General features: G+C 65.7%; 26 protein-coding genes. All 26 read left to right on the top strand.

Annotated elements, in window-relative coordinates:
• Positions 1 to 51: 51 nt before the first annotated feature.
• The gene (locus tag Ga0080574_RS22945) at positions 52 to 1284 is read left to right on the top strand and encodes an NADH-quinone oxidoreductase subunit D (RefSeq protein ID WP_076705095.1); all 1233 of its coding nucleotides are present in this window, start codon (positions 52 to 54) and stop codon (positions 1282 to 1284) included.
• A gap of 97 nt (positions 1285 to 1381) precedes the next feature.
• On the top strand, positions 1382 to 1702 hold the full coding sequence (locus tag Ga0080574_RS22940; protein ID WP_076706111.1) for a hypothetical protein: 321 nt from the start codon (positions 1382 to 1384) through the stop codon (positions 1700 to 1702).
• A gap of 91 nt (positions 1703 to 1793) precedes the next feature.
• On the top strand, positions 1794 to 2948 hold the full coding sequence (locus tag Ga0080574_RS22935) for an NADH-quinone oxidoreductase subunit E (protein ID WP_076705093.1): 1155 nt from the start codon (positions 1794 to 1796) through the stop codon (positions 2946 to 2948).
• 37 nt (positions 2949 to 2985) lie between these two features.
• Positions 2986 to 3738, top strand: coding sequence for a helix-hairpin-helix domain-containing protein (locus Ga0080574_RS22930; protein WP_076705091.1), 753 nt, complete (start codon positions 2986 to 2988; stop codon positions 3736 to 3738).
• A 150-nt stretch (positions 3739 to 3888) separates the two neighbouring features.
• Positions 3889 to 4107 (top strand): DUF5337 domain-containing protein, encoded by a 219-nt coding sequence (locus Ga0080574_RS22925; RefSeq protein WP_076705089.1) that lies wholly within the window; start codon positions 3889 to 3891, stop codon positions 4105 to 4107.
• 4 nt (positions 4108 to 4111) lie between these two features.
• Positions 4112 to 5407: an NADH-quinone oxidoreductase subunit NuoF gene (nuoF, locus tag Ga0080574_RS22920; RefSeq protein WP_076705087.1), complete on the top strand. Its 1296-nt coding sequence runs from the start codon at positions 4112 to 4114 to the stop codon at positions 5405 to 5407.
• A gap of 4 nt (positions 5408 to 5411) precedes the next feature.
• Positions 5412 to 5909 carry a DUF3291 domain-containing protein gene (locus Ga0080574_RS22915; RefSeq protein WP_076705085.1) on the top strand — a complete coding sequence of 166 codons (498 nt, stop codon included), beginning with the start codon at positions 5412 to 5414 and terminating at the stop codon, positions 5907 to 5909.
• Complete coding sequence (locus tag Ga0080574_RS22910; RefSeq protein ID WP_076705083.1) at positions 5906 to 6400, top strand: DUF3291 domain-containing protein; 495 nt, start codon at positions 5906 to 5908, stop codon at positions 6398 to 6400. Before Ga0080574_RS22915 ends, Ga0080574_RS22910 begins: the two co-directional genes overlap by 4 nt.
• Positions 6397 to 6837, top strand: coding sequence for a DUF5333 family protein (locus tag Ga0080574_RS22905; RefSeq protein ID WP_076705081.1), 441 nt, complete (start codon positions 6397 to 6399; stop codon positions 6835 to 6837). Before Ga0080574_RS22910 ends, Ga0080574_RS22905 begins: the two co-directional genes overlap by 4 nt.
• A gap of 8 nt (positions 6838 to 6845) precedes the next feature.
• Positions 6846 to 7211, top strand: a complete 366-nt coding sequence (locus tag Ga0080574_RS22900; RefSeq protein WP_076705079.1) for a hypothetical protein — start codon at positions 6846 to 6848, stop codon at positions 7209 to 7211.
• Between the two features lie 128 nt (positions 7212 to 7339).
• Positions 7340 to 7756 (top strand): DUF5333 domain-containing protein, encoded by a 417-nt coding sequence (locus Ga0080574_RS22895; RefSeq protein WP_076705077.1) that lies wholly within the window; start codon positions 7340 to 7342, stop codon positions 7754 to 7756.
• Positions 7757 to 7852: 96 nt separating this feature from the next.
• On the top strand, positions 7853 to 9874 hold the full coding sequence (gene nuoG / locus Ga0080574_RS22890; RefSeq protein WP_076705075.1) for an NADH-quinone oxidoreductase subunit NuoG: 2022 nt from the start codon (positions 7853 to 7855) through the stop codon (positions 9872 to 9874).
• Between the two features lie 2 nt (positions 9875 to 9876).
• Entirely contained in the window at positions 9877 to 10269 is a 393-nt protein-coding gene (locus Ga0080574_RS22885; protein ID WP_156876433.1) for a YNQ4 family lipoprotein, read from the top strand.
• Positions 10270 to 10279: 10 nt separating this feature from the next.
• On the top strand, positions 10280 to 11317 hold the full coding sequence (gene nuoH, locus Ga0080574_RS22880; RefSeq protein WP_076705073.1) for an NADH-quinone oxidoreductase subunit NuoH: 1038 nt from the start codon (positions 10280 to 10282) through the stop codon (positions 11315 to 11317).
• 3 nt (positions 11318 to 11320) lie between these two features.
• Positions 11321 to 11815: an NADH-quinone oxidoreductase subunit NuoI gene (gene nuoI / locus Ga0080574_RS22875; RefSeq protein ID WP_076705071.1), complete on the top strand. Its 495-nt coding sequence runs from the start codon at positions 11321 to 11323 to the stop codon at positions 11813 to 11815.
• Positions 11812 to 11970 carry a hypothetical protein gene (locus tag Ga0080574_RS26075; RefSeq protein WP_156876432.1) on the top strand — a complete coding sequence of 53 codons (159 nt, stop codon included), beginning with the start codon at positions 11812 to 11814 and terminating at the stop codon, positions 11968 to 11970. Before nuoI ends, Ga0080574_RS26075 begins: the two co-directional genes overlap by 4 nt.
• Complete coding sequence (locus tag Ga0080574_RS22870) at positions 11967 to 12374, top strand: carboxymuconolactone decarboxylase family protein (RefSeq protein WP_076705069.1); 408 nt, start codon at positions 11967 to 11969, stop codon at positions 12372 to 12374. The genes Ga0080574_RS26075 and Ga0080574_RS22870 overlap by 4 nt, the downstream gene beginning before the upstream one ends.
• Positions 12371 to 12973: an NADH-quinone oxidoreductase subunit J gene (locus Ga0080574_RS22865; RefSeq protein ID WP_076705067.1), complete on the top strand. Its 603-nt coding sequence runs from the start codon at positions 12371 to 12373 to the stop codon at positions 12971 to 12973. Before Ga0080574_RS22870 ends, Ga0080574_RS22865 begins: the two co-directional genes overlap by 4 nt.
• A 238-nt stretch (positions 12974 to 13211) precedes the next feature.
• A complete protein-coding gene (gene nuoK, locus Ga0080574_RS22855) occupies positions 13212 to 13517 on the top strand; it encodes an NADH-quinone oxidoreductase subunit NuoK (RefSeq protein WP_008884673.1) in 306 nt (101 codons plus the stop codon).
• 6 nt (positions 13518 to 13523) lie between these two features.
• On the top strand, positions 13524 to 15695 hold the full coding sequence (gene nuoL / locus Ga0080574_RS22850; protein ID WP_076705063.1) for an NADH-quinone oxidoreductase subunit L: 2172 nt from the start codon (positions 13524 to 13526) through the stop codon (positions 15693 to 15695).
• Positions 15695 to 17245: an NADH-quinone oxidoreductase subunit M gene (locus tag Ga0080574_RS22845; protein ID WP_076705061.1), complete on the top strand. Its 1551-nt coding sequence runs from the start codon at positions 15695 to 15697 to the stop codon at positions 17243 to 17245. The genes nuoL and Ga0080574_RS22845 overlap by 1 nt, the downstream gene beginning before the upstream one ends.
• An 11-nt stretch (positions 17246 to 17256) precedes the next feature.
• The gene (gene nuoN / locus Ga0080574_RS22840; protein WP_076705059.1) at positions 17257 to 18699 is read left to right on the top strand and encodes an NADH-quinone oxidoreductase subunit NuoN; all 1443 of its coding nucleotides are present in this window, start codon (positions 17257 to 17259) and stop codon (positions 18697 to 18699) included.
• A gap of 131 nt (positions 18700 to 18830) precedes the next feature.
• Positions 18831 to 19577 (top strand): biotin--[acetyl-CoA-carboxylase] ligase, encoded by a 747-nt coding sequence (locus tag Ga0080574_RS22835; protein ID WP_076705057.1) that lies wholly within the window; start codon positions 18831 to 18833, stop codon positions 19575 to 19577.
• 13 nt (positions 19578 to 19590) lie between these two features.
• Entirely contained in the window at positions 19591 to 20370 is a 780-nt protein-coding gene (locus tag Ga0080574_RS22830) for a type III pantothenate kinase (RefSeq protein WP_076705055.1), read from the top strand.
• A complete protein-coding gene (locus Ga0080574_RS22825; protein ID WP_076705053.1) occupies positions 20367 to 22034 on the top strand; it encodes a ribonuclease J in 1668 nt (555 codons plus the stop codon). The genes Ga0080574_RS22830 and Ga0080574_RS22825 overlap by 4 nt, the downstream gene beginning before the upstream one ends.
• Positions 22035 to 22259: 225 nt before the next feature.
• Entirely contained in the window at positions 22260 to 22829 is a 570-nt protein-coding gene (locus Ga0080574_RS22820; RefSeq protein ID WP_076706109.1) for a helix-turn-helix domain-containing protein, read from the top strand.
• Positions 22830 to 22837 lie beyond the last annotated feature (8 nt).

Below are 22837 nucleotides of genomic sequence, written 5' to 3'. Positions count from 1 at the left end.
GAATTTTCGTTCGAAAATTCTTGGCGCCCCCGCGATGAAAGAGGTGTGAGGATGATGGACGGTTCCAAGTTCGACGACGGCAGCACCGACGCGCTGTCCGGCGAACAGCAAATCCGCAACTTCAACATCAACTTCGGCCCGCAGCACCCGGCGGCCCACGGCGTGCTGCGTCTGGTGCTGGAACTCGACGGCGAGATCGTCGAGCGCTGCGATCCGCATATCGGGCTGCTGCATCGCGGCACCGAGAAGCTGATGGAGAGCCGCACCTATCTGCAAAACCTGCCCTATTTCGACCGGCTCGATTATGTCGGCACGATGAACCAGGAACATGCCTGGTGTCTGGCGATCGAAAAGCTCACCGGCACCGAGGTGCCGCGCCGCGCCTCGCTGATCCGGGTGCTCTACTGCGAGATCGGGCGCATCCTGAACCACCTGCTGAACGTGACCACGCAGGCGATGGACGTGGGCGCGCTGACGCCGCCGCTCTGGGGCTTCGAAGAGCGCGAAAAGCTGATGATCTTCTACGAGCGCGCCTGCGGGGCCCGGCTCCACGCCGCCTATTTCCGCCCCGGCGGCGTACATCAGGATCTCACGCCCGAGCTGCTCGACGATATCGACGCCTGGTGCGAGAGCTTCCCGAAGGTGCTCGACGATATCGACGGGCTGCTGACCGAGAACCGGATTTTCAAGCAGCGCAATGCCGATATCGGCATCGTCAGCGAAGAGGACATTCAGGAACACGGCTATTCCGGCGTCATGGTGCGCGGCTCCGGCTTCGCCTGGGATCTGCGCCGCGCGCAGCCCTATGAGTGCTACGACGAGTTCGAGTTCCAGATCCCTGTCGGCAAGAATGGCGACTGCTACGACCGCTATCTCTGCCGCATGGCCGAGATGCGCGAGTCGACCAAGATCATGAAACAGGCCATCGACAAGCTGCGCCTGCCGGAAAACAAGGGCGACGTGATGGCCCGGGGCAAGCTGACCCCGCCGAAGCGGTCGGAGATGAAGACCTCGATGGAGGCGCTGATCCACCACTTCAAGCTCTATACCGAGGGCTTCCACGTGCCCGCGGGCGAGGTCTATGCCTGTGTCGAGGCGCCCAAGGGCGAGTTCGGTGTCTATCTGGTGGCCGATGGCAGCAACCGGCCCTACCGCGCCAAGCTGCGCGCGCCGGGCTATTTGCACCTGCAATCCATGGATCACGTCTGCAAGGGCCACCAGCTGGCCGATGTGGCCGCGATCCTCGGCTCGCTCGACATTGTGTTCGGCGAGGTCGACCGCTGAGCGTCTGAACGACAGGCCTCGGGTGTGCGTGTGCGCATCCCGGGCCATCCCGGCCCGCGCGGCCGCAAGAAAAGGAAAGAGGGGTTTGGGGACCGTGATGCTGAAGAAAAGCCTGGCGCTGCTGCCGCTCTTCGCCACTGCCGGCTGCCTGGCGCTGCCGCCGCAGGGCACCGATGCCGAGGATATCGCCGCCTTCGATGAGGCGGTCGCTTCGGTCGGGTGCAGCCTCGAACGTGAATCCGATTACCTGCCGGTCGAGCTTCAGACCGGGCTCACTCGCGAGCAGATCCAGCAGATCGCCCAGTACCGCATCGCCGGCCGCCAGGGCGTGCAGACCGAGGCCGGCGGTTTCCGCCTGACCTCGGGCGCCTGCGCGCCGGTCGAAGAACCGGCCACCGAGGTGGCCGAGGCGGGCTGAGCCCGGTGCCCGGCGCCGCCATAACCGTTCCGGGCCGCAAGGCCCCCGCGCAAGCCGCGGATCCGACAACCTACGAGAGGCCATCCGACTGATGCTTCGCCGCCTTCATCCCGAACAGCCCGAGAGCTTTGCCTTCACCCAAGCCAACCTGGCCTGGGCCGAGGGCCAGATCAGCAAATATCCCGAAGGCCGTCAGGCCAGCGCGGTCATCCCGCTGCTGTGGCGCGCCCAGGAGCAGGAGGGCTGGCTGACCCAGAAGGCGATCGAGACCGTCGCCGACATGCTGGGCATGGCCTATATCCGGGTGCTGGAGGTCGCGACCTTCTACTTCATGTTCCAGCTTCAGCCGGTGGGCTCGGTGGCGCATGTGCAGATCTGCGGCACCACCACCTGCATGATCTGCGGCGCCGAGGATCTGATGGCGGTCTGCAAGGAAAAGATCGCGCCCAAGGCGCATATGGTTTCCGACGACGGCAAGTTCTCCTGGGAAGAGGTGGAATGCCTCGGTTCCTGCGCCAACGCGCCGATGGCGCAGATCGGCAAGGATTACTACGAGGATCTGACCGCCGAGCGTCTGGCCGAGCTGCTCGACGAGCTCTCCGCCGGCAAGGTGCCGGTGCCGGGCCCGCAGAACGGCCGTTACGCCTCCGAGCCCAAGGGCGGGCCGGTGGTGCTGACCGCCCATGCGGAGGGCCGCGCGCCCTATAACGCCTCGGTCACGCTGGCGACGGATATCGGCGACACGGTCAAGCGCATCGACGGCACCGAAGTGCCGCTGCGCACCCCCTGGCGCGACCGGTCCCATGAAAGCGGCGATGCGGCGCCGACGCCGCACGCGCCCAAGCTTTCCGGCGGTGCGCCCGCCGACGAGACCGGCATCGACAAGCGCGAGGCGCCGGTCACGAGCGCCGGCAAGCCGGCGGAGCCGGTCGAGGGCGAGGAGAATGTCGGCACCCGTCCCGAGGCGCTGGAGGGCCCGCGCGAGGGCGGGGCGGACAATCTCAAGCTGATCAAGGGCGTCGGGCCGAAGCTCGAAGAGCTCTGCAACAGCCTCGGTTTCTACCATTTCGACCAGATCGCCAACTGGTCTGCCGACGAGGTCGCCTGGGTCGATGCCAATCTCACCGGCTTCAAGGGCCGGGTGACGCGCGACGACTGGGTGTCCCAGGCCAAGGTGCTGGCCGAGGGCGGCGAGACGGAATTCGCATCCCGTGTTAAAAAGGGCGATGTCTACGATGACGACTGACACGCTCATAAGGAACTGGTGACGAGGGAGACGGGGAATGACGGACACGGCCATTGACGGCGGCTGCCAGAAGAAATGCTGGGGCGCAGCCGCAGTAATCGGGCTTCTGGTGCTGATCTTCGCGCTGGCGGGACACCGGGGGATCGTCGCGGCGATCCTGCTCGGCGTGCTCGCGGCGGTGCTGCTGGGGCTGCTGTTCGTCTGGCTGTTCTGCGCGCCCGTGCCGAAACCGGGCACCCGCCCGGCCCCCGCGCCGCTGAAACCGGCGCCCGCGCCGGCGCCTTCCGCGCCGGCCCCGGTGACCACCTCCGCACCTGCGGCACCGGCTGCCGAACCAGAACCGGCCGAGAAGGCCGCGCCCGCGGCCGACGAGGCGCCCGCCGCGGTCAAGCCCAGCAAACCGCTGGCCGGCGAGGAAGAGCTGGCGAGCCGCAAGGGCAGCTGGACATACGAGGGCGAGGCCGAAGAGGCCGAGGCGCCCGCCGCTGAAGAAGATGCCGGCGAAACCCGGCCCGAGGCACTGACCGCCGCCCGCGAGGGCGGGCCGGACAACCTCAAGGAAATCAAGGGCGTCGGGCCGAAGCTCGAGTCGCTGCTGCACGAGCTGGGGATCTTCCATTTCGACCAGATCGCCGGCTGGAGCGCCGCCGAGGTGGCCTGGATGGATTCCAACCTCAAGGGCTTCCGGGGCCGCGTGTCGCGCGACGACTGGATCGGTCAGGCAAAGATCCTTGCGGCGGGTGGCGATACCGAGTTCTCGCAGCGCGTCGACAAGGGCGAGGTCTACTGAGGACCGAAGGGACAGACGGGCTCCGGGCCGCCGCAAGGCCCGCGAGCAGGACGAAACAGGGCAGACGGGCAGGGGCCCGGGCGGCGGATCCGGCAGGCAGCGCCTGCATCCCGGGTTCGCGCCGGGCCGATGCCTCTGGAGGCCGAGGGAATGACAGACCAGGACAGCCACACCCGGCAGGGGCGCATCATTGCGCTGGTGATTGCCGGCACCGGGCTGGCCTGGATCGCGGCGACGGCAGCGGGCGAATGGCTCGGCTGGAGTCACCGCACACGGGCTTTCTTCGACCTGGCCGCACTGGCCGGGTTCGGGACGGCGATTTGGATGATCTACGGGCTCTGGCGTGCCCGCCAGAAGGACAAGGACTGATGCGATGCTGAAGGACGAGGACCGCATTTTCACCAATCTCTACGGCATGCATGATCGCACGCTGGCAGGGGCGAAGGCGCGCGGCCACTGGGACGGAACCGCCGGGATCCTCGCGAAGGGCCGCGACTGGATCGTTGACGAGATGAAGGCCTCCGGCCTGCGCGGGCGCGGCGGTGCCGGCTTCCCGACGGGCCTGAAATGGTCCTTCATGCCCAAGGAGAGCGACGGTCGCCCCGCCTATCTGGTGATCAACGCCGACGAATCCGAGCCCGCGACCTGCAAGGACCGCGAGATCATGCGCCACGATCCGCATACGCTGATCGAGGGCGCGCTGATCGCCAGCTTCGCCATGGGGGCGCATACCTCCTATATCTACATTCGCGGTGAATATATCCGCGAGAAAGAGGCGCTTCAGGCGGCCATCGACGAGGCCTACGATGCCGGCATGATCGGCAAGAACGCCTGCGGGTCTGGCTGGGATTTCGACCTCTACCTGCATCACGGTGCCGGCGCCTATATCTGCGGCGAAGAGACCTCGCTGCTGGAAAGCCTCGAAGGCAAGAAGGGCATGCCCCGGATGAAGCCGCCCTTCCCGGCGGGCGCGGGTCTCTACGGCTGCCCGACCACGGTGAACAATGTCGAATCCATCGCGGTGGTGCCGACGATCCTGCGCCGCGGCGCCACCTGGTTCTCGGGCTTCGGGCGCAAGAACAATGCCGGCACCAAGCTCATGGGGCTCACCGGTCACGTCAACACGCCCTGCGTCTTCGAGGAAGAGATGTCGCTCTCGGTGCGCGAGATCATCGAAAAGCACGGCGGCGGCATTCGCGGCGGCTGGGACAATCTCAAGGCGATCATCCCCGGCGGCGCCTCCTGCCCAGTGCTGCCGCGCGATGCGCTTGAGGATGCGATCTTCGATTTCGACTGGATGCGCGAGAACAAGTCGAGCTTTGGCACCGGCTGCATGATCGTCATGGACAATTCGGTCGATGTGGTGAAAGCGGTCTGGCGCCTGTCGAAATTCTTCAAGCACGAGAGCTGCGGCCAGTGTACGCCCTGCCGCGAGGGCACCGGCTGGATGATGCGCGTCATGGACCGTCTGGTCACCGGCGAGGCGGAGGTCGAGGAGATCGACATGCTGCTCGACGTGACCAAACAGGTCGAGGGCCACACGATCTGCGCGCTCGGCGACGCGGCGGCCTGGCCGATCCAGGGCCTGATCCGGCATTTCCGCGAGGAGATCGAGGACCGCATCAAGGCCAAGAAGACCGGTCGCATGGGCGCGATGGCGGCGGAGTGAACCGATGCAGCCTGACGGGCATCATCTGGCGGAGTTCAACCTCGGGGTTCTCAAATACGATTGGGACGATCCCCGGGTGAAGGATTTTGTCGACGGGATCGGTCGCGTGAATGCCATTGCGCAGCGCAGCGCCGGTTTCGTCTGGATGATGGATGGCGACGAGATGGAAGCCGAGCAGCTCGCCCCCGAGGGCGCGCTTGGCGGCAATCCGCGCCTTGCCTCCACGCTGTCGGTCTGGGAAGACGCGGCGCATCTGGAGCATTTCGTCTGGAACACGGTTCACAAGCGCTTCTACGACCGCAAGGCCGAATGGTACGACGCGGTGGATGCGGTGCGACTGGTGATGTGGTGGGTGCCCGAGGGGCACCGCCCGACGACAACCGAGGCGATGGAGCGCTTCCGTCACCTTGAAGCACATGGCGACAGCGAATTCGCATTCGGCTGGGCGCATCTGAAAGAGGCGGAGCTTTGGAAGACCAAGCAATGCGGAGAGGCGGCATGAGCGACAGCATGCATCTGGCCGAGTTGAACGTGGGCCGCCTGCTGGCGCCGACCGACGATCCGCGTGTGGCCGATTTCATGAACGCGCTCGACCGGATCAACGGCATGGGCAAGCGCATGCCGGGCTTTGTCTGGATGATGGAGGGCTCGGGCGAGCCGGGCACCGGCAATACCGAGAACAATATCGGCGACGATCCGCAATTCGTCGCCAACCTCACCGTCTGGGAAGACGTGGAAAGCCTCGAAACCTTTGTGTGGAAGACCGTGCACCGGCAGTTCTACGACCGCCGCGAGGAATGGTTCGAGATCCTCGGCAAGCAGCATTTCGTCATGTGGTGGGTGCCCGCGGGGCATAAACCCTCGCTCGACGAGGCGCTGGCGCGGCTCGAACATCTGCGCGAGAACGGCCCCTCCGAGCACGCCTTTGGCTGGGCCGAGCTGCCGCAGGCCACCGCCTGGCGGGACAAGGGCTGCCGCGAGGTGGCGGCATGAGCCTGCGCCTGCTCTCGATCCCCGCTCTTCTGACGCTGCTGGCGGCTTGCCAGGGCCCGTCCGGCACGGCGCTGCCGTCTGCGAACGCGCCGGCGCGCGGTGCCTCGCTGGCCGAGCGCTGGGAACACCGGGTGGTGACCATCAGCGTGGCCGAGCGCATCGCCGATCAGTGCTATGCCGAGGGCATCTCGCTGGCGCCGTCGCCCTGGAGCGGGGCGGTGACCCGCGCCACCGAGGAGCTGGTGGCCGAGGGCGCCGACCGCGCCGCTCTGGACGCGGTCTATGCCAACCATGATTTCAATACCTCCTCGGCGAGCGCCGGGGCCTATCTTGCGGCGCGCGGCGCGCTGCCGGATGTGCCCGAAAGCCTCTGCGCGGTGGGCGAGGCCGAGATTGCACAGGGCTCCGAAGTGGGCCGGGTGCTCCAGAAACTGTGACGGAAGCGATGACCAACGTGACGAACCGGAGCAAGATCAACAGGGTGCTGCTGCTGGGCTGCGCGACGCTGATGCTGTCGCTGGCGGCCTGCGGGAAATATTCCAAGGCCAACCGTTTCGAGTATGGCGGCATGGTGTTTCCGGGCAGCGCCAAGGCGGTCCGGGGGGATCGCAAGAGCTTTGTCGCCACTGCCGGTCCGGCGAGCGCCTCGCTCGACGGCGCCGTCGCGGCGGCGCGCTATCAGGGTATCAAATACTGCATCGATTATCTTGGCACCTCGGATATCGACTGGCAGGTCGGCCCCGATACGCCGCCGGAGCAGCTGATGATCGAGAGTGACAAGGTGACCTTCCGGGGGAGCTGCACCGAGTGAGACGCGCAGGTGTCATATCGCGCATCGGGCGCGCCGGTCCTTGCAGGGCCGGCGGTGGCGCCCCCATTTCGGTAAGCGAAGGGGGCCGCGCCAGTGCGCGCCCCGCAATCGCTATCCGGAGCTTTGACATGCGCAAGACGATGACACCGCTTTTCCTGGCCGCTCTCATGGGGCTTTCCGCGATGCCTGCCGACGCCACGGCCAAACCGCCGCTCGGCGAGGTGCGCGAGATTCATGACGGGCTGCTCGCCGTGGGCATCGCCGACGAGATCCGCAAGCAATGCGGCAGCATCGGCGCGCGGATGATCACCGCCTACAGCTATCTCGGCGAGCTGAAATCGCGCGCCGCCGCGCTGGGGTACAGCGACGAGGAAATCGAGGATTACGTGACCTCGAAAGCCGAGAAGAAGAAATACCGCGCCGAGGGCGAGGCCTGGCTGAAGGCCCGCGGCGTGACACTGGGCGTCGAGGCGGGCTATTGCCGCGTCGGGCGCGAGGAAATCGAGAGGGGCACATCGGTCGGTGCGCTCCTGAGGGCATGGTGATGACGGGCGGGGCGGATATCGCGGCCCGCGCCGACATGCCTTGCCCGGGACGGCCCCTGCGCCGTGCCGAGAGAAATTCTGTCTGGGAAGATGCCAATGAGTGACCTGCGCAAGATCATCATCGACGGGAACGAGCTAGAGGTCGACGGGGCGATGACCCTGATTCAGGCCTGCGAACAGGCCGGGATCGAAGTGCCGCGTTTCTGCTATCACGAGCGGCTCAGCATCGCGGGCAACTGCCGGATGTGCCTTGTCGAGGTCGTCGGCGGCCCGCCGAAACCCGCCGCCTCCTGCGCCATGCAGGTGCGCGACCTGCGCCCCGGGCCCGAAGGCCAGCCGCCGGTGGTCAAGACCAATTCGCCGATGGTCAAGAAGGCCCGCGAGGGTGTGATGGAGTTCCTGCTCATCAACCACCCGCTCGACTGCCCGATCTGCGACCAGGGCGGCGAATGCGATCTTCAGGATCAGGCCATGGCCTATGGGGTGGATTTCTCGCGCTTCCGCGAGGCCAAGCGCGCGGTGGACGATCTCGATCTCGGGCCGCTGGTCGAAACCCATATGACCCGCTGCATCTCCTGCACCCGCTGCGTGCGCTTCACCACCGAGGTGGCGGGCATCACCCAGATGGGCCAGACCGGGCGCGGCGAGGATGCGGAGATCACCTCCTATCTGAACCAGACGCTCGACTCGAACATGCAGGGCAATATCATCGACCTCTGCCCCGTGGGCGCGCTGGTCTCCAAGCCCTATGCCTTCACCGCCCGCCCGTGGGAACTGACCAAGACCGAGAGCATCGACGTGATGGATGCGCTCGGCTCCAATATCCGGGTCGATACCAAGGGCCGCGAAGTGATGCGCTTTTTGCCGCGCAACCATGATGGCGTGAACGAGGAGTGGATCTCCGACAAGACGCGCTTTGTCTGGGACGGGCTGCGCCGCCAGCGGCTCGACAGGCCCTATGTGCGCGAGGACGGCAAGCTGCGCCCGGCCACCTGGCCCGAGGCGCTGAGCAAGGCCGCCGAGGCGCTGAAGGGCGCCAAGAAGCCTGCGGGCCTCGTGGGCGATCTCGCCCCGGTCGAGGCAGCGTTCTCGCTCAAGACGATGATCGAGGGGCTGGGCGGCAATGTGGAATGCCGCACCGATGGCGCGCGGCTGCCCGCCGGCAACCGCTCGGGCTATGTCGGCAATGCCTCCATCGAGGATATCGACGGCGCCAAATTCATCCAGCTTATCGGCACCAACCCGAGCGACGAGGCGCCGGTGCTGAACGCGCGCATCCGCAAGGCCTATCTCGCCGGTGCGCAGATCGGTCTCGTGGGCGAGGCGGTGGACCTCACCTATGATTACGCCCATGTCGGCACCGACCGTGCCGCGCTGCAGGGGCTGCTCGACAAGGACTATGGCGATGTGCGCGACGCGCCGTCGGTGGTGATCGTCGGGCAGGGCGCCTTGCAGGAGGCTGACGGTGCCGGCGTGCTCGCCGCCGCGATGAAGCTGGCCGAGGACACGCAGTCGAAGTTCATGGTGCTGCACACTGCCGCTGGCCGTGTCGGCGCGATGGATGTGGGTGCCGTGACCGAGGGCGGCATGGATGCCGCCATGGACGGCGCGGATGTGATCTGGAACCTCGGCGCCGACGAGGTCGAGATCGCCGATGGCCCCTTTGTGATTTATCAGGGCAGCCATGGCGACCGCGGCGCGCACCGCGCCGATGTAATCCTGCCGGGCGCTGCCTACACGGAGGAAAACGGCCTCTTCGTGAACACCGAGGGCCGTCCGCAGCTGGCGCTGCGCGCGAGCTTTGCGCCGGGCGAGGCCAAGGAGAACTGGGCGATCCTGCGCGCGGTCTCTGCCGAGCTGGGCGCGACGCTGCCCTGGGACAGTCTGCCGCAACTGCGTCAGGCGCTGGTGGCCGCCGTGCCGCATCTGGTCGAGATCGACACCGTGCCGGGCAACACCTGGTCGGCGGTCGCCCCGGGCAAGCTGGGCGATGCGAGCTTCCGCTATGCGGTGCGCGACTTCTACCTGAGCAACCCGATCGCGCGGGCCTCGGTGCTGATGGCGGAGCTCTCGGCCAATGCCAAGGCACGCAAAGAGCGGCCGATGGCTGCGGAGTAAGCATGTGGGCGCGGCTCGGCATACCGATTCTGGCGCTGGCGGCGCTTTGTTCCTGCGAGGAAACCCCGCAGGACGAGGCGCCCTCTGTGCCGGAATATGCGGGGGTCGAGACGCGGCTGCTCGACGGGGATCTTGTGAATTTCTTCGTCGAGATGCGCGGCGCCCGGGATGCGGGCGACGTGGAAGATTACGCGCGTTGTGCTGCGGCGCAGTATGCGCTGATCCGCGGTTACGGATTTGCGCGGCATCTGCGCACGAATGTCGCGCAAGAGGGTGGCCTCTGGCGCGGAGATGCTGTTTACACGATCTCGGCGGCGCTGCCCCGAGGGCTCAAGACCATCGACGCGGAAGTCGTCGCTCTGGCCTGTGCCGAGAACGGAATACCGATGGTGTGAGGGACACTTGATGGCAGACTTCTTTACCAACACCGGCCTTGGAATCGCGCTCCTCATAACCGGGCAGATCCTGCTGGTTCTCGTCCCGCTCCTCGTGGCGCTGGCCTTTCTGATGTACATGGACCGCAAGGTCTGGGCCGCCGTGCAGATGCGGCGCGGCCCCAACGTCGTGGGTGTCTTCGGCGTGCTGCAAAGCTTTGCGGACTTCCTGAAATACATCGTCAAGGAGGTGGTGTTTCCGGCGGGCGCCGACAAGGTCGTGTTCCTGCTGGCGCCGATGATCTCGCTGGTGATGGCCTTCATCGCCTGGGCGGTGATTCCCTTCAATGACGGCTGGGTCATCGCCGATATCAACGTGGCGATCCTCTATATCTTCGCCATCTCCTCGCTTGAGGTCTATGGCGTGATCATGGGCGGCTGGGCGTCGAACTCGAAATACCCGTTCCTCGGCTCGCTGCGCTCCGCCGCGCAGATGATCTCCTACGAGGTGTCCATCGGCCTGATCATCATCGGCGTGATCATCTCCACCGGGTCGATGAACCTGACCGACATCGTGCATGCGCAGGACGGGGCGGGGCTCCTGTCCTGGTACTGGCTGCCGCATTTCCCGATGGTCTTCCTGTTCTTCATCTCGGCGCTGGCCGAGACCAACCGCCCGCCCTTCGACCTTCCCGAAGCGGAATCCGAGCTGGTGGCCGGCTATCAGGTGGAATATTCCGCGACGCCCTTCCTGCTCTTCATGATCGGCGAACTGACCGCCGTGGTGCTGATGTGCGCGCTGGTCTCGCTGCTGTTCTTCGGCGGCTGGCTGTCGCCGATCCCGGGCCTGCCCGACGGCATCCTGTGGATGGTCCTCAAGATGGTGTTCTTCTTCTTCATCTTCGCGATGGTGAAGGCGATCACCCCCCGCTACCGCTATGACCAGCTGATGCGGCTGGGCTGGAAAGTCTTCCTGCCCTTCAGCCTCGTCTGGGTGGTCTTCGTCTCCTTCGCAGCAAAATTCGGCTGGTTCTGGGGTGTGTTCACCCGCTGGACCACAGGAGTTTAAGCCATGACCCAAATCGACTACGGTCGCGCCGCGAAATACTTTCTGCTGGCGGATTTCATCAAAGGCTTCGCGCTGGGGATGAAGTATTTCTTCGCGCCCAAGCCGACGCTGAACTATCCGCACGAGAAAGGCCCGCTGAGCCCGCGTTTCCGCGGCGAGCATGCGCTGCGCCGCTACCCCAACGGGGAAGAGCGCTGCATCGCCTGCAAGCTCTGCGAGGCGATCTGCCCGGCGCAGGCCATCACCATCGACGCGGAACCGCGTGACGACGGCTCGCGCCGCACCACGCGCTACGACATCGACATGACGAAATGCATCTATTGCGGCTTCTGCCAGGAAGCCTGCCCGGTGGATGCCATCGTCGAGGGCCCGAATTTCGAGTTCTCCACCGAGACCCGCGAAGAGCTGTTCTACGACAAGCAGAAACTGCTCGAGAACGGCGAACGCTGGGAAGCCGAGATCGCCCGCAACCTGGAGCTGGACGCACCTTACCGATGAGCCACACCTCGCCGCAGACCGACGCCTGCGCGACAGGCAGCCGCTTTCCCGGGCAGACCGGGACGGCGGGCGGGCTGCGCGCGCGGCATCTGCGGAACGCGGCGGGCCGCGTGCCCGGGCGGATCGGAACGGAAGACGGGGAGGGGACCGCATGAGCGAATCCAAGACGCCTTTCGAGCTGATGATGGGCCAGGCGCATGAGATGGCGCGGGCCTTCAACCCGGCGCTGGAGAGCTTCAGCCCCAAGGGGTTCGAGAAACTCTGGCCGACCATGCCCAAGGACGTCATGGAGTTCTGGTTCGGGCGCGGTCTCTCGAAAGAGGGGCTCGACGCCAAGACCCGGCTGCTGCTGACGCTTGCGGGGTTGACGATGCAGGGCGCGCAGGCCGATACGCCGGTGCGTATGACGGTGCGCCACCTGCTCGAAGCCGGTGCCACCAAGGACGAGATCGCCGAGACCATCGCACAGATGTCGATGTTCGCTGGAATACCCGCCATGACCCGCGCCATGGAACTTGCGCGCGAGGTCATGGAAGACAACAAGGATGACGAAGCATGACCGTGTTCGCCTTCTACCTCTTTGCCCTTTGCGTCATCGTCGGGGGGCTTTTCACGGTGATCAGCCGCAATCCGGTGCATTCGGTGCTCTGGCTGATCCTGGCCTTCCTGAGCTCCGCCGGGCTCTTCGTGCTCCTGGGCGCCGAGTTCGTGGCGATGCTGCTGATCATCGTCTATGTCGGTGCGGTCGCGGTGCTCTTCCTCTTCGTGGTGATGATGCTCGACGTCGATTTCGCCGAGCTGCGCGCGGGGATGGCGAAATACATGCCGCTGGCGCTGCTGATCGGGCTGGTCTTCCTGATGGAGCTGGGCATGGCCTTCGGCGCCTGGGAAACCTCCGAGATGGCGGCGACGCAGCTCTCGGCACCGGCGCCGGCGGATGTGCAGAACACCGCCGCGCTCGGCGTGCTGCTCTATGACCGTTACTTCCTGCTGTTCCAGCTTGCCGGGCTCATCCTGCTGGTCGCCATGATCGGCGCCATCGTGCTGACCCTGCGCCACCGCACCGACGTCAAGCGCCAGAACGTGCTGGCGCAGATGTGGCGCGACCCGGCCAAGTCGATGGAGCTGAAGGACGTGAAACCGGGGCAGGGGCTCTAGGCCTCCGCCCGCGCCCCGGGCCTGCTCCGGGCACGACCCGGGGCCTTCCGCCGGCGATGGCGGGAACCGAAAGAGACAGGGGCTCCTAGCGGCCCCGGAAGAAGACAATTGCCCCCAAAGGGGCAGGGATAGGGACAGCGATGAGCGTAGCCAGTTGGATAGCCATCTTTTTCGCGGGGATCTTCGTTCCCGTCGTCCTGGGAATACGTCAATCGCGGCGTCGGAACGGAGATCACAGATGATCGGACTTGAACATTACCTGACAGTGGCGGCGGTGCTGTTCGTCACCGGCATTTTCGGGATCTTCCTGAACCGGAAGAACGTGATCATCCTGCTGATGAGCATCGAGCTCATCCTGCTTTCGGTGAACATCAATTTCGTGGCCTTCTCCTCCTATCTGGGGGATCTCGCGGGCCAGGTCTTCACGCTCTTCGTCCTGACCGTGGCCGCCGCCGAGGCCGCCATCGGCCTCGCGATCCTCGTCTGCTTCTTCCGCAACCGCGGCTCCATCGCCGTGGAAGACGTCAACGTGATGAAAGGCTGATCCGACATGGAGACGATCATTCTCTTCGCCCCGCTCGTGGGCGCCATTGTCGGGGGCTTCGGCTGGAAGTTCATCGGCGAGAAAGGGGCCCAGTGGGTCACCACCGGGCTGCTGTTCCTCGCCTGTATCCTGTCCTGGATCGTGTTCCTGACGCTGGGCGACGCGCATACCGTCTCGCTCTTCCGCTTCATCGAGAGCGGCACGCTTTCCACCGAATGGGCGATCCGCGTCGACCGGCTGACCGCGATCATGCTGATCGTGGTGACCACCGTCTCGGCGCTCGTGCACCTCTACAGCTTCGGCTACATGGCGCATGACCCGCAGTTCGAGCACACGCCTTACAGGGCGCGCTTCTTCGCCTATCTGTCGCTCTTCACCTTCGCCATGCTGGCGCTGGTGACCTCCGACAACCTGGTGCAGATGTTCTTCGGCTGGGAGGGCGTGGGTCTCGCCTCCTACCTGCTGATCGGCTTCTACTACAAGAAACCCTCGGCCAACGCCGCCGCCATCAAGGCCTTCGTGGTCAACCGGGTCGGCGATTTCGGCTTTGCGCTGGGGATCTTCGCGCTGTTCTTCCTGACCGACAGCATCCAGTTCGACCAGATCTTCAACGAGATCCCGCGCATCGCGGAGACCCAGATCACCTTCCTCTGGACCGACTGGAACGCCGCCAACCTGATCGCCTTCCTGCTCTTCGTGGGCGCGATGGGGAAATCGGCGCAGCTCTTCCTGCACACCTGGCTGCCGGACGCGATGGAAGGCCCGACACCCGTTTCGGCGCTGATCCACGCCGCCACCATGGTGACGGCGGGCGTGTTCCTCGTCTGCCGCATGTCGCCGCTGATGGAATACGCGCCGCAGGCCACCGCCTTCATCACCTTCCTCGGTGCCACCACGGCCTTTGTCGCGGCGACCATCGGTCTGGTGCAGACCGACATCAAGCGCGTCATCGCATATTCCACCATGTCGCAGCTCGGCTACATGTTCGTGGCCGCCGGTGTCGGCGTCTATTCGGCGGCGATGTTCCACCTGCTGACCCACGCCTTCTTCAAGGCGATGCTGTTCCTCGGCGCCGGCTCGGTCATCCATGCGATGCATCACGAGCAGGACATGCGGAACTATGGCGCGCTGCGCAAAAAGGTGCCCTTCACCTTCTGGGCGATGATGATCGGCACGCTGGCGATCACCGGGGTGGGTATTCCGCTCTCGGGCTGGGTCGGCTTTGCCGGCTTCGTCTCCAAGGATGCGATCATCGAAAGCTCCTGGGCGGGCACCGAGGGCGGCTATGCCTTCTGGATGCTGGTCATCGCGGCGCTCTTCACCTCCTTCTACTCCTGGCGGCTGATGTTCCTGACCTTCTACGGCAAGGCACGGGGCGACAAGCACACCCATGAGCACGCGCATGAAAGCCCGAAGGTCATGCTGATCCCGCTGGGCGTTCTGGCCATCGGCGCGGTGTTCTCCGGCATGGTGTTCTACAAGGCCTTCTTCGGCGATCACGACAAGGTGCTGAGCTTCTTCGGCATGCCCGCGCATCACGCCGAGGCCAGCGAAGCGGGCCACGGCACCGAGACCGCCGCCGCCGGCCATGGCGAAGAGGCTGCGCAAGCGGCCGATGAGCCGGCCACGGGGGAGACCGCCACGGAAGAGACCGCCGCCGCCGACACGGAGGAGGGCGCTGAGCCCGCCGCCGAGGCTGCCGAGGCCCATGCCGCGACCGGGCTCGACTACGGCGCGATCTACATGGCCCCCGACAACGAGGTCATGGACGAGGCGCACCACGCCCCGGTCTGGGTGAAACTCTCGCCCTTCATCGCCATGGTGCTGGGCTTCGTGGTCGCATACTGGTTCTACATCGTGAACCCGGTGCTGCCGCGCAAGCTCGCCGAGCAGCAGCGTCCGCTCTACCTCTTCCTGCTGAACAAGTGGTATTTCGACGAGGCCTATGACTTCCTCTTCGTGCGCCCCGCCAAGGCGGTGGGCCGCTTCTTCTGGAAGCGCGGCGACGGCAATGTCATCGACGGCACCATCAACGGTGTCGCCATGGGGATCATCCCCTTCTTCACCAAACTCGCGGGACGCGCACAGTCCGGCTACATCTTCACCTACGCCTTCGCCATGGTGATCGGGATCGCGATCCTGGTGACCTGGATGTCGATCCTCGGAGGGGCCCACTAATGGATAACCTGCTGTCCATCGTCACCTTCCTGCCCGCGCTCGCGGCGCTGATCCTCGCGCTGTTCCTGCGCGGCGGAGACGCCGCGGCGGACCGGAACGCCAAATGGCTGGCGATGATCGCCACCTCGGCGACCTTCGTGATCTCGCTCTTCATCCTGTTCCAGTTCGACACCTCGGATACCGGCTTCCAGATGGTCGAAGAGGGACGCTGGATCATGGGGATGAACTACAAGATGGGCGTCGACGGCATCTCGGTGCTCTTCGTGATGCTCACCACCTTCATGATGCCGCTGACCATCCTGGCCAGCTGGGACGTAAAGACCCGCGTCAAGGAATACATGATCGCCTTCCTGCTGCTGGAAACGCTGATGCTCGGCGTGTTCATGGCGCTGGATCTGGTGCTGTTCTACCTGTTCTTCGAGGCGGGCCTGATCCCGATGTTCCTGATCATCGGCATCTGGGGCGGCAAGAACCGCATCTATGCGAGCTTCAAGTTCTTCCTCTACACCTTCCTCGGCTCGGTGCTGATGCTGGTGGCCATGGTGGCGATGTATGCCGATGCCGGCACCACCGACATCCCGACGCTGCTGGCGCATGAATTCGCCTTCGCCGATTTCGAGGTGCTGGGCATCCATATCGTCGGCGGCCTCCAGACCATGTTGTGGCTGGCCTTCTTCGCCAGCTTCGCGGTCAAGATGCCGATGTGGCCGGTGCATACCTGGCTGCCCGACGCACACGTTCAGGCGCCCACCGCGGGCTCTGTCGTGCTGGCGGCGATCCTGCTGAAGATGGGCGGCTACGGCTTCCTGCGTTTCTCGCTGCCGATGTTCCCGGTGGGCTCCGAGGTCATGGCGCCGCTGGTCTTCTGGATGTCGGCCATCGCCATCGTCTACACCTCGCTGGTGGCGCTGGTGCAGGAAGACATGAAGAAGCTCATCGCCTATTCGTCCGTCGCCCACATGGGCTATGTGACCATGGGGATCTTTGCCGCCAACCAGCAGGGCGTCGACGGCGCGATCTTCCAGATGATCAGCCACGGCTTCGTCTCGGGCGCGCTCTTCCTCTGCGTCGGCGTGATCTACGACCGCATGCACACCCGCGAGATCGACGCCTATGGCGGCCTGGTGAACCGGATGCCGGCCTATGCGCTGATCTTCATGCTCTTCACCATGGCCAATGTCGGCCTGCCCGGTACCTCCGGCTTCATCGGCGAATTCCTGACGCTGATGGGAATCTTCCAGGTCAACACCTGGGTGGCGGCGGTCGCGGCCTCCGGCGTGATCTTCTCGGCGGCCTATGCGCTCTGGCTCTACCGCCGGGTGGTCTTTGGCGATCTCATCAAGGAGAGCCTCAAGACCATCCAGGACATGACCGCCCGCGAGAAATGGATCTTTGCGCCGCTGGTGGTGATGACGCTCTGGCTGGGGGTCTACCCCTCCGCCGCGCTTGATATCATCGGGCCCTCGGTCGAGGCGCTTGTGGACAATTACGATACGGCCATCGCGGCCGCCGATCTCGGCGGACCGGTTGTGGCCGAAGCCAACCACTAAGGGGGCGGGATATGATCTCGGCTGATCTGAACATCATCCTTCCGGAGATCGTGCTGGCGGTCTGGGCCATGCTGGCGCTGGTCGGCGCGGTCTATACCGGCAAGGACAAGATGGCCACGGCTCTGGTCTGGGCCAGCGCCGCGCTCTTCCTGCTCGTGGCGATCTGGATCGGGACCACCGGCAGCGGCGACCGCGCCGCCTTCTCGGGCATGTTCATCGACGATGCGTTCTCGCGCTTCGCCAAGGTGGTGATCCTGGTTTCGGCGGCGGCGGTGCTGCTGATGGGCGAGGGCTACATGTCGCGCCACAAGATCCTGCGCTTCGAATACCCGGTGCTGGTGGTGCTGGCGGTCGTCGGCATGATGATGATGGTCTCGGCGGGCGACCTGATGTCGCTCTATATGGGGCTGGAGCTGCAATCTCTGGCGCTCTACGTGGTCGCCTCGCTGCGCCGCGACAGCGAGCGCTCCACCGAAGCCGGCCTGAAATACTTCGTGCTGGGCGCGCTCAGCTCGGGCCTGCTGCTCTACGGCGCCTCGCTGACCTACGGTTTCGCCGGCACCACGCTGTTCTCGGGCATCATCGCCGCGGCGACCGAGGGGCATCTGTCGCTCGGCGTGCTGATCGGGCTCGTCATGATGATGGCGGGTCTGGCCTTCAAGGTCTCCGCCGTGCCGTTCCACATGTGGACGCCCGACGTCTACGAAGGCTCGCCGACCCCGGTCACCGCCTTCTTCGCCACCGCGCCGAAAGTGGCGGCCATGGGGCTGTTCGCGCGGCTGCTGTTTGACGCCTTCGGCGGCGCCATCGCCGATTGGAGCCAGGTCGTGGCGCTCTTGTCGCTGCTCTCGATGTTCCTCGGATCCGTCGCGGCGATCGGCCAGCGCGACATCAAGCGCCTGATGGCCTATTCCTCGATCACCCATATGGGCTATGCGCTGATGGGGCTGGCCTCGGGCACCGAGTTCGGCGTGCAGGCGATGCTGGTCTATATGGCGATCTACGTGACGATGAACGTGGGCACCTTCGCCTTCATCCTGTCGATGACCCATGAGGGTGAGCCGGTGACCGATATCCGCGCGCTCGGCATGTATTCGAAGAAAGAGCCGGGCCGGGCGCTGGCGATGCTGGTGCTGCTGTTCTCGCTCGCCGGCGTGCCGCCGCTGGTCGGTTTCTTCGGCAAGCTCTACGTGCTTCAGGCGGCCTATGGCGCCGGGCTCGTCTGGCTGGCGGTGGCCGGTGTGATCGCCTCGGTGATCGGCGCGTTCTACTACCTGCGCATCGTCTACTACATGTATTTCGGCGAGGACCGCGAGGACGCACTGGATGCCGGCGGCTCGCCGCTGCTCTGGGGCTTTTTGATGGCCTCTGCCGCGATCATGGTGGTGGGCGTGGTGAACCTCTTCGGGGTCGAGGGCGCCGCGGCGGCTGCGGCGGCGACGCTTGTCAACTGACGCCCGGTTTCGGGCGATGTCCTGTGGTGACGCGCCTCTGGCGCGTCGCCTTTTTTGTAGGGGCGCCAGAGGCGCCCGTGCCTCCGGCGGGGATATTTTCAGCCAATGGAAACCATGGGGCGTCGCCTGAGATGAGCTGGCCTGCGGGATACGGGCGGCGGGTGCTGGCGGAGGTGGACAGCACCAATGCCGAGGCTGCGCGGCTGGCCGGATCGCTGCCCGGGCCGGAATGGATCTGCGCGCTGCGCCAGACCGCCGGGCGCGGACGGCGCGGGCGGGCCTGGGCCAATCCGCAGGGGAATTTCTCGGCCACGCTGCTGCTGATGCCGCGCGAGGCGCCGCAGGTGGTGGCGCTGCGCAGCTTCGTCTCGGCGCTGGCGCTTTACGATGCCTTTGCGCTCGCCACGGGCCGCATCGAGGGGCTGGCGCTGAAATGGCCCAATGACGTGTTGCTGAACGGCGGCAAGGTGGCGGGGATCCTCCTGGAGAGCCTCGGCCCGCGTCGCGGCGTGGCGCATCTGGCCATCGGCTTCGGCGTGAACCTGGCGGTGGCGCCGGGCGCGGGCGAGGTCGAGCCGGGCGCGGTGCCGCCGGTCTCGCTGCTCTCGGAGACGGGGGTGTCGGTGGCGCCGGAGGCGTTTCTCGACCTGCTCGCCGGTGCCTATGCGGAACATGAGGCGCGCTTTGTCACCTACGGGTTCGCGCCGCTGCGCGAGGCCTGGCTGGCCCGGGCGGCGCGGCTGGGCGAGGTGATCACCGCGCGCACCGGCACGACCGAGACCGTGGGCCGCTTCGAGACCGTGGACGAGGCGGGCAACCTGATCCTGGCGACGCGGGCGGGCCGGCAGGCCATCGCCGCGGCGGATGTGTTCTTCTGAGGAGGGGGCGGCCATGCTTCTGGCCATTGATTGCGGCAACACCAACACCGTCTTTTCGATCTGGGACGGCACGAAGTTCCTTGCCACCTGGCGCACCTCGACGGAGCATCAGCGCACCGCCGATCAGTATTACGTCTGGCTTTCGACGCTGCTGAACATCCACCGGATCGAGGCCGATATCACCGAGATGATCATCTCCTCGACGGTGCCGCGCGTGGTGTTCAACCTGCGGGTTCTGGCGGATCGCTATTTCAACACGCGGCCCTATGTTGTGGGCAAGCCCGATTGCCGGCTGCCGGTGGCGGTGCGGGTCGATGCGGGCACGGCGGTGGGGCCGGACCGGCTGGTCAATACTGTGGCCGGCTACGATCTTTATGGCGGCGACCTGATCGTGGTGGATTTCGGCACCGCCACCACCTTCGACGTGGTGGCGAGCGACGGTGCCTATGTGGGCGGCGTGATCGCGCCGGGGGTGAACCTCAGCCTGGAGGCGCTGCACCAGGCCGCCGCCGCGCTGCCGCATGTGGACATCACCAAGCCGCAGCGCGTGGTCGGCACCAACACCGTCGCCTGTATGCAATCGGGCGTGTTCTGGGGCTATGTCGGCCTCGTGAGAGAAATTTGCGACCGCATCAAGGGCGAGCGAGACCGCCCGATGAAGGTCATATCGACAGGCGGGCTGGCGCCGCTCTTCCAGCAGTCCGAGGACCTGTTCGACGAATGGGTCGATGAACTGACCATGCACGGTCTGACAGTCATACATGACTATAATAAAAGACAGGAAACATCATGAGCAACGAGCGGATCATCTATCTGCCCCTGGGCGGCGCCGGCGAGATCGGCATGAACTGCTATGTCTACGGCTATGGCAAGCCCGGCGAGGAGCGGCTGATCGTGGTCGATCTGGGCGTCGCCTTCCCGGATATGGACACCACGCCGGGGGTCGACATCATCTTTGCCGATATCGCCTGGCTGGTGGAGAACCGCGCGCGCATCGAGGCGGTGTTCATCACCCATGCGCATGAGGACCATGTGGGCGCGGTGGGCCATTGCTTCGAACGGCTGGGCGCGCCGATCTATGCCCGCGCCTTCACCGCCAATATCGCGCGCGGCAAGCTGGCGGAGTATGGCTATTCCGAGGACACCGTGCGCACCGCGTCGAAATGGCCCGAGACGATCAAGGCCGGCCCCTTCACCGTCGGCTTCCTGCCGATCTCGCATTCGATCCCCGAAAGCTCGGGGCTGGTGATCGACACGCCGCAGGGCCGGCTGATCCATACCGGCGATTTCAAGCTCGACGCGCAGCCGCTGGTGGGCGAGGCCTTCGACCCGGACCTCTGGGCCGAGGTTTCGGCGCCCGGCGTGCGGGCGCTGATCTGCGATTCCACCAATGTGTTCTCGCCCAACCCGGGGCGCTCGGAGGTCGAGGTCGGACCGGAGATCGAGAAACTGGTGGCCAGCGCGCCGCAGCTCGTGGTGGCGACGACCTTTGCCTCCAACGTGGCGCGGGTGAAGACGCTGGCCGATGCGGGCTCCAAGGCGGGGCGCTCGATCTGCCTTTTGGGCCGGGCGATGCGGCGGATGATCGAGGCGGCGATCGAGACCGGCGTGCTGACCGATTTCCCGCGCGTGGTCAGCACCGAGGATGCCGCCGCGATCCCGCGCGAAAACCTGATGCTGATCGTCACCGGCAGCCAGGGCGAGCGCCGGGCGGCCAGCGCGCAGCTCTCGCGCGGCAAGTATAACGGTATGGAGCTGAAGGAGGGCGATCTGTTCCTGTTCTCCTCCAAGACCATCCCGGGCAACGAAAAGGACGTGATCCGCATCATTAACAACTTCTCCGAGCGCGGGGTCGACGTGGTCGATGACAGCTCGGGCAAATACCACGTTTCGGGCCATGCCAACGGGCCGGATCTGGCGCGTCTGCACGAGATCGTGCAACCGCAGATCGTGGTGCCCATGCATGGCGAGCACCGGCATCTGCGCGAGCATGTGAAGCTTGCCAAATCGAAGGGCCGCGCGGGCGTGCTGGCGGTCAATGGCATGATGATCGACCTTTCCGGCAACGAGCCCACGGTGGCGCAGTGGATCGACGCCGGGCGCACCTATCTCGACGGCTCGGTGCAGATCGGCGCCATGGACGGCATCGTGCGCGACCGTATCCGCATGGCGCTTAATGGCCATGTGGTGGTGACGGTGATCCTCGACGAGGATGATGAGCCGCTGGGCGAGCCGTGGTGCGAGCTCAAGGGTCTGCCGGAGACCGGGCGCAGCCACGCGCCGCTGGTCGAGGTGCTGGAGGAGGATCTGTCGCAGTTCCTCGGTCGCGCCGGTGACAAGACGCTGACCGATGACGACAAGATCGAGGAAGGCATGCGCCGCATCGTGCGCAACACCGCGCAGAACGAGATCGGCAAGAAGCCCGAGGTCACCGTGGTGGTCAGCCGCCTGAGTTAAGCCGGTCGTCTGATCTCGGCACCTCTGGCCCAGAATAAGGCGCATAGCGCCGCCGGGCCAAGCGTCATGCCGGGGGCATGTCAAGCGTCATGCCGGAGGCGTGCCTTTGGCCGGACCCGACCGGGTCCGGCTCCCGTTGCGCCTGCGGGAATATCCGCCCGTGCAAACCGCCCGGCTGCGCCAGACCCCGTTGACGCCGCCGCGTCTTTGCGCAATCTCTCCGTTATGACGGATCAAGATGCAGAGGCGGTGCTCGGCCGCATTCCCGGCAGGCTCAAGGAGGCGCGGCAGGCGCAGGGGCTGTCGCTCGACGCGGTGGCAAAGCTCTCCGGCGTCAGCCGCTCCATGGTCAGCCAGATCGAGCGCGGCGAGTCGAACCCCACGGTGGCGACGCTGTGGAACCTCACCCGCGCGCTTCAGGTGGATTTCGCCGGGCTGCTGGCGCTCGACGCCCCGCGCCGCGCCATCGAGGTGATCCGCGCCGATCAGGCGCCGACGATCACCGGCCATGGGCGCGGCTGCCATATCACCATCCTGTCGGAGCCCGAGAAGGTCGGGCAATACGAGGTCTACGATATCCGCTTCGAGCCCGATGGCGCGCTGGAAAGCGAGGCGCACGGACCCGGCGCGCGCGAACATCTCACGGTGCTGGAGGGCGCGCTCGCCGTGCGCTCGGGTGAGACCGAAGAGCTGCTGCGCCCCGGCGACACCGCCCGCTATGCCGCCGATCTGGCGCATGCGATCCGCGATGCCGGAGAGGGCGCGCGCTGCTTTCTGATCGTTGAGACGCCATAGCGGACATA

It is taken from the genome of Salipiger abyssi, assembly GCF_001975705.1.
GTDB lineage: Bacteria > Pseudomonadota > Alphaproteobacteria > Rhodobacterales > Rhodobacteraceae > Salipiger > Salipiger abyssi.
Note: the sequence above shows the minus strand (reverse complement) of the source record. Positions and strands in the feature narration are given on the sequence as shown.

Coding starts and splice junctions, on each gene's coding strand:
- Ga0080574_RS22945 (WP_076705095.1), top strand. CDS start 52: ATGATGGACGGTTCCAAGTTCGACGACGGCAGCACCGACGCGCTGTCC.
- Ga0080574_RS22940 (WP_076706111.1), top strand. CDS start 1,382: ATGCTGAAGAAAAGCCTGGCGCTGCTGCCGCTCTTCGCCACTGCCGGC.
- Ga0080574_RS22935 (WP_076705093.1), top strand. CDS start 1,794: ATGCTTCGCCGCCTTCATCCCGAACAGCCCGAGAGCTTTGCCTTCACC.
- Ga0080574_RS22930 (WP_076705091.1), top strand. CDS start 2,986: ATGACGGACACGGCCATTGACGGCGGCTGCCAGAAGAAATGCTGGGGC.
- Ga0080574_RS22925 (WP_076705089.1), top strand. CDS start 3,889: ATGACAGACCAGGACAGCCACACCCGGCAGGGGCGCATCATTGCGCTG.
- nuoF (WP_076705087.1), top strand. CDS start 4,112: ATGCTGAAGGACGAGGACCGCATTTTCACCAATCTCTACGGCATGCAT.
- Ga0080574_RS22915 (WP_076705085.1), top strand. CDS start 5,412: ATGCAGCCTGACGGGCATCATCTGGCGGAGTTCAACCTCGGGGTTCTC.
- Ga0080574_RS22910 (WP_076705083.1), top strand. CDS start 5,906: ATGAGCGACAGCATGCATCTGGCCGAGTTGAACGTGGGCCGCCTGCTG.
- Ga0080574_RS22905 (WP_076705081.1), top strand. CDS start 6,397: ATGAGCCTGCGCCTGCTCTCGATCCCCGCTCTTCTGACGCTGCTGGCG.
- Ga0080574_RS22900 (WP_076705079.1), top strand. CDS start 6,846: ATGACCAACGTGACGAACCGGAGCAAGATCAACAGGGTGCTGCTGCTG.
- Ga0080574_RS22895 (WP_076705077.1), top strand. CDS start 7,340: ATGCGCAAGACGATGACACCGCTTTTCCTGGCCGCTCTCATGGGGCTT.
- nuoG (WP_076705075.1), top strand. CDS start 7,853: ATGAGTGACCTGCGCAAGATCATCATCGACGGGAACGAGCTAGAGGTC.
- Ga0080574_RS22885 (WP_156876433.1), top strand. CDS start 9,877: ATGTGGGCGCGGCTCGGCATACCGATTCTGGCGCTGGCGGCGCTTTGT.
- nuoH (WP_076705073.1), top strand. CDS start 10,280: ATGGCAGACTTCTTTACCAACACCGGCCTTGGAATCGCGCTCCTCATA.
- nuoI (WP_076705071.1), top strand. CDS start 11,321: ATGACCCAAATCGACTACGGTCGCGCCGCGAAATACTTTCTGCTGGCG.
- Ga0080574_RS26075 (WP_156876432.1), top strand. CDS start 11,812: ATGAGCCACACCTCGCCGCAGACCGACGCCTGCGCGACAGGCAGCCGC.
- Ga0080574_RS22870 (WP_076705069.1), top strand. CDS start 11,967: ATGAGCGAATCCAAGACGCCTTTCGAGCTGATGATGGGCCAGGCGCAT.
- Ga0080574_RS22865 (WP_076705067.1), top strand. CDS start 12,371: ATGACCGTGTTCGCCTTCTACCTCTTTGCCCTTTGCGTCATCGTCGGG.
- nuoK (WP_008884673.1), top strand. CDS start 13,212: ATGATCGGACTTGAACATTACCTGACAGTGGCGGCGGTGCTGTTCGTC.
- nuoL (WP_076705063.1), top strand. CDS start 13,524: ATGGAGACGATCATTCTCTTCGCCCCGCTCGTGGGCGCCATTGTCGGG.
- Ga0080574_RS22845 (WP_076705061.1), top strand. CDS start 15,695: ATGGATAACCTGCTGTCCATCGTCACCTTCCTGCCCGCGCTCGCGGCG.
- nuoN (WP_076705059.1), top strand. CDS start 17,257: ATGATCTCGGCTGATCTGAACATCATCCTTCCGGAGATCGTGCTGGCG.
- Ga0080574_RS22835 (WP_076705057.1), top strand. CDS start 18,831: ATGAGCTGGCCTGCGGGATACGGGCGGCGGGTGCTGGCGGAGGTGGAC.
- Ga0080574_RS22830 (WP_076705055.1), top strand. CDS start 19,591: ATGCTTCTGGCCATTGATTGCGGCAACACCAACACCGTCTTTTCGATC.
- Ga0080574_RS22825 (WP_076705053.1), top strand. CDS start 20,367: ATGAGCAACGAGCGGATCATCTATCTGCCCCTGGGCGGCGCCGGCGAG.
- Ga0080574_RS22820 (WP_076706109.1), top strand. CDS start 22,260: ATGACGGATCAAGATGCAGAGGCGGTGCTCGGCCGCATTCCCGGCAGG.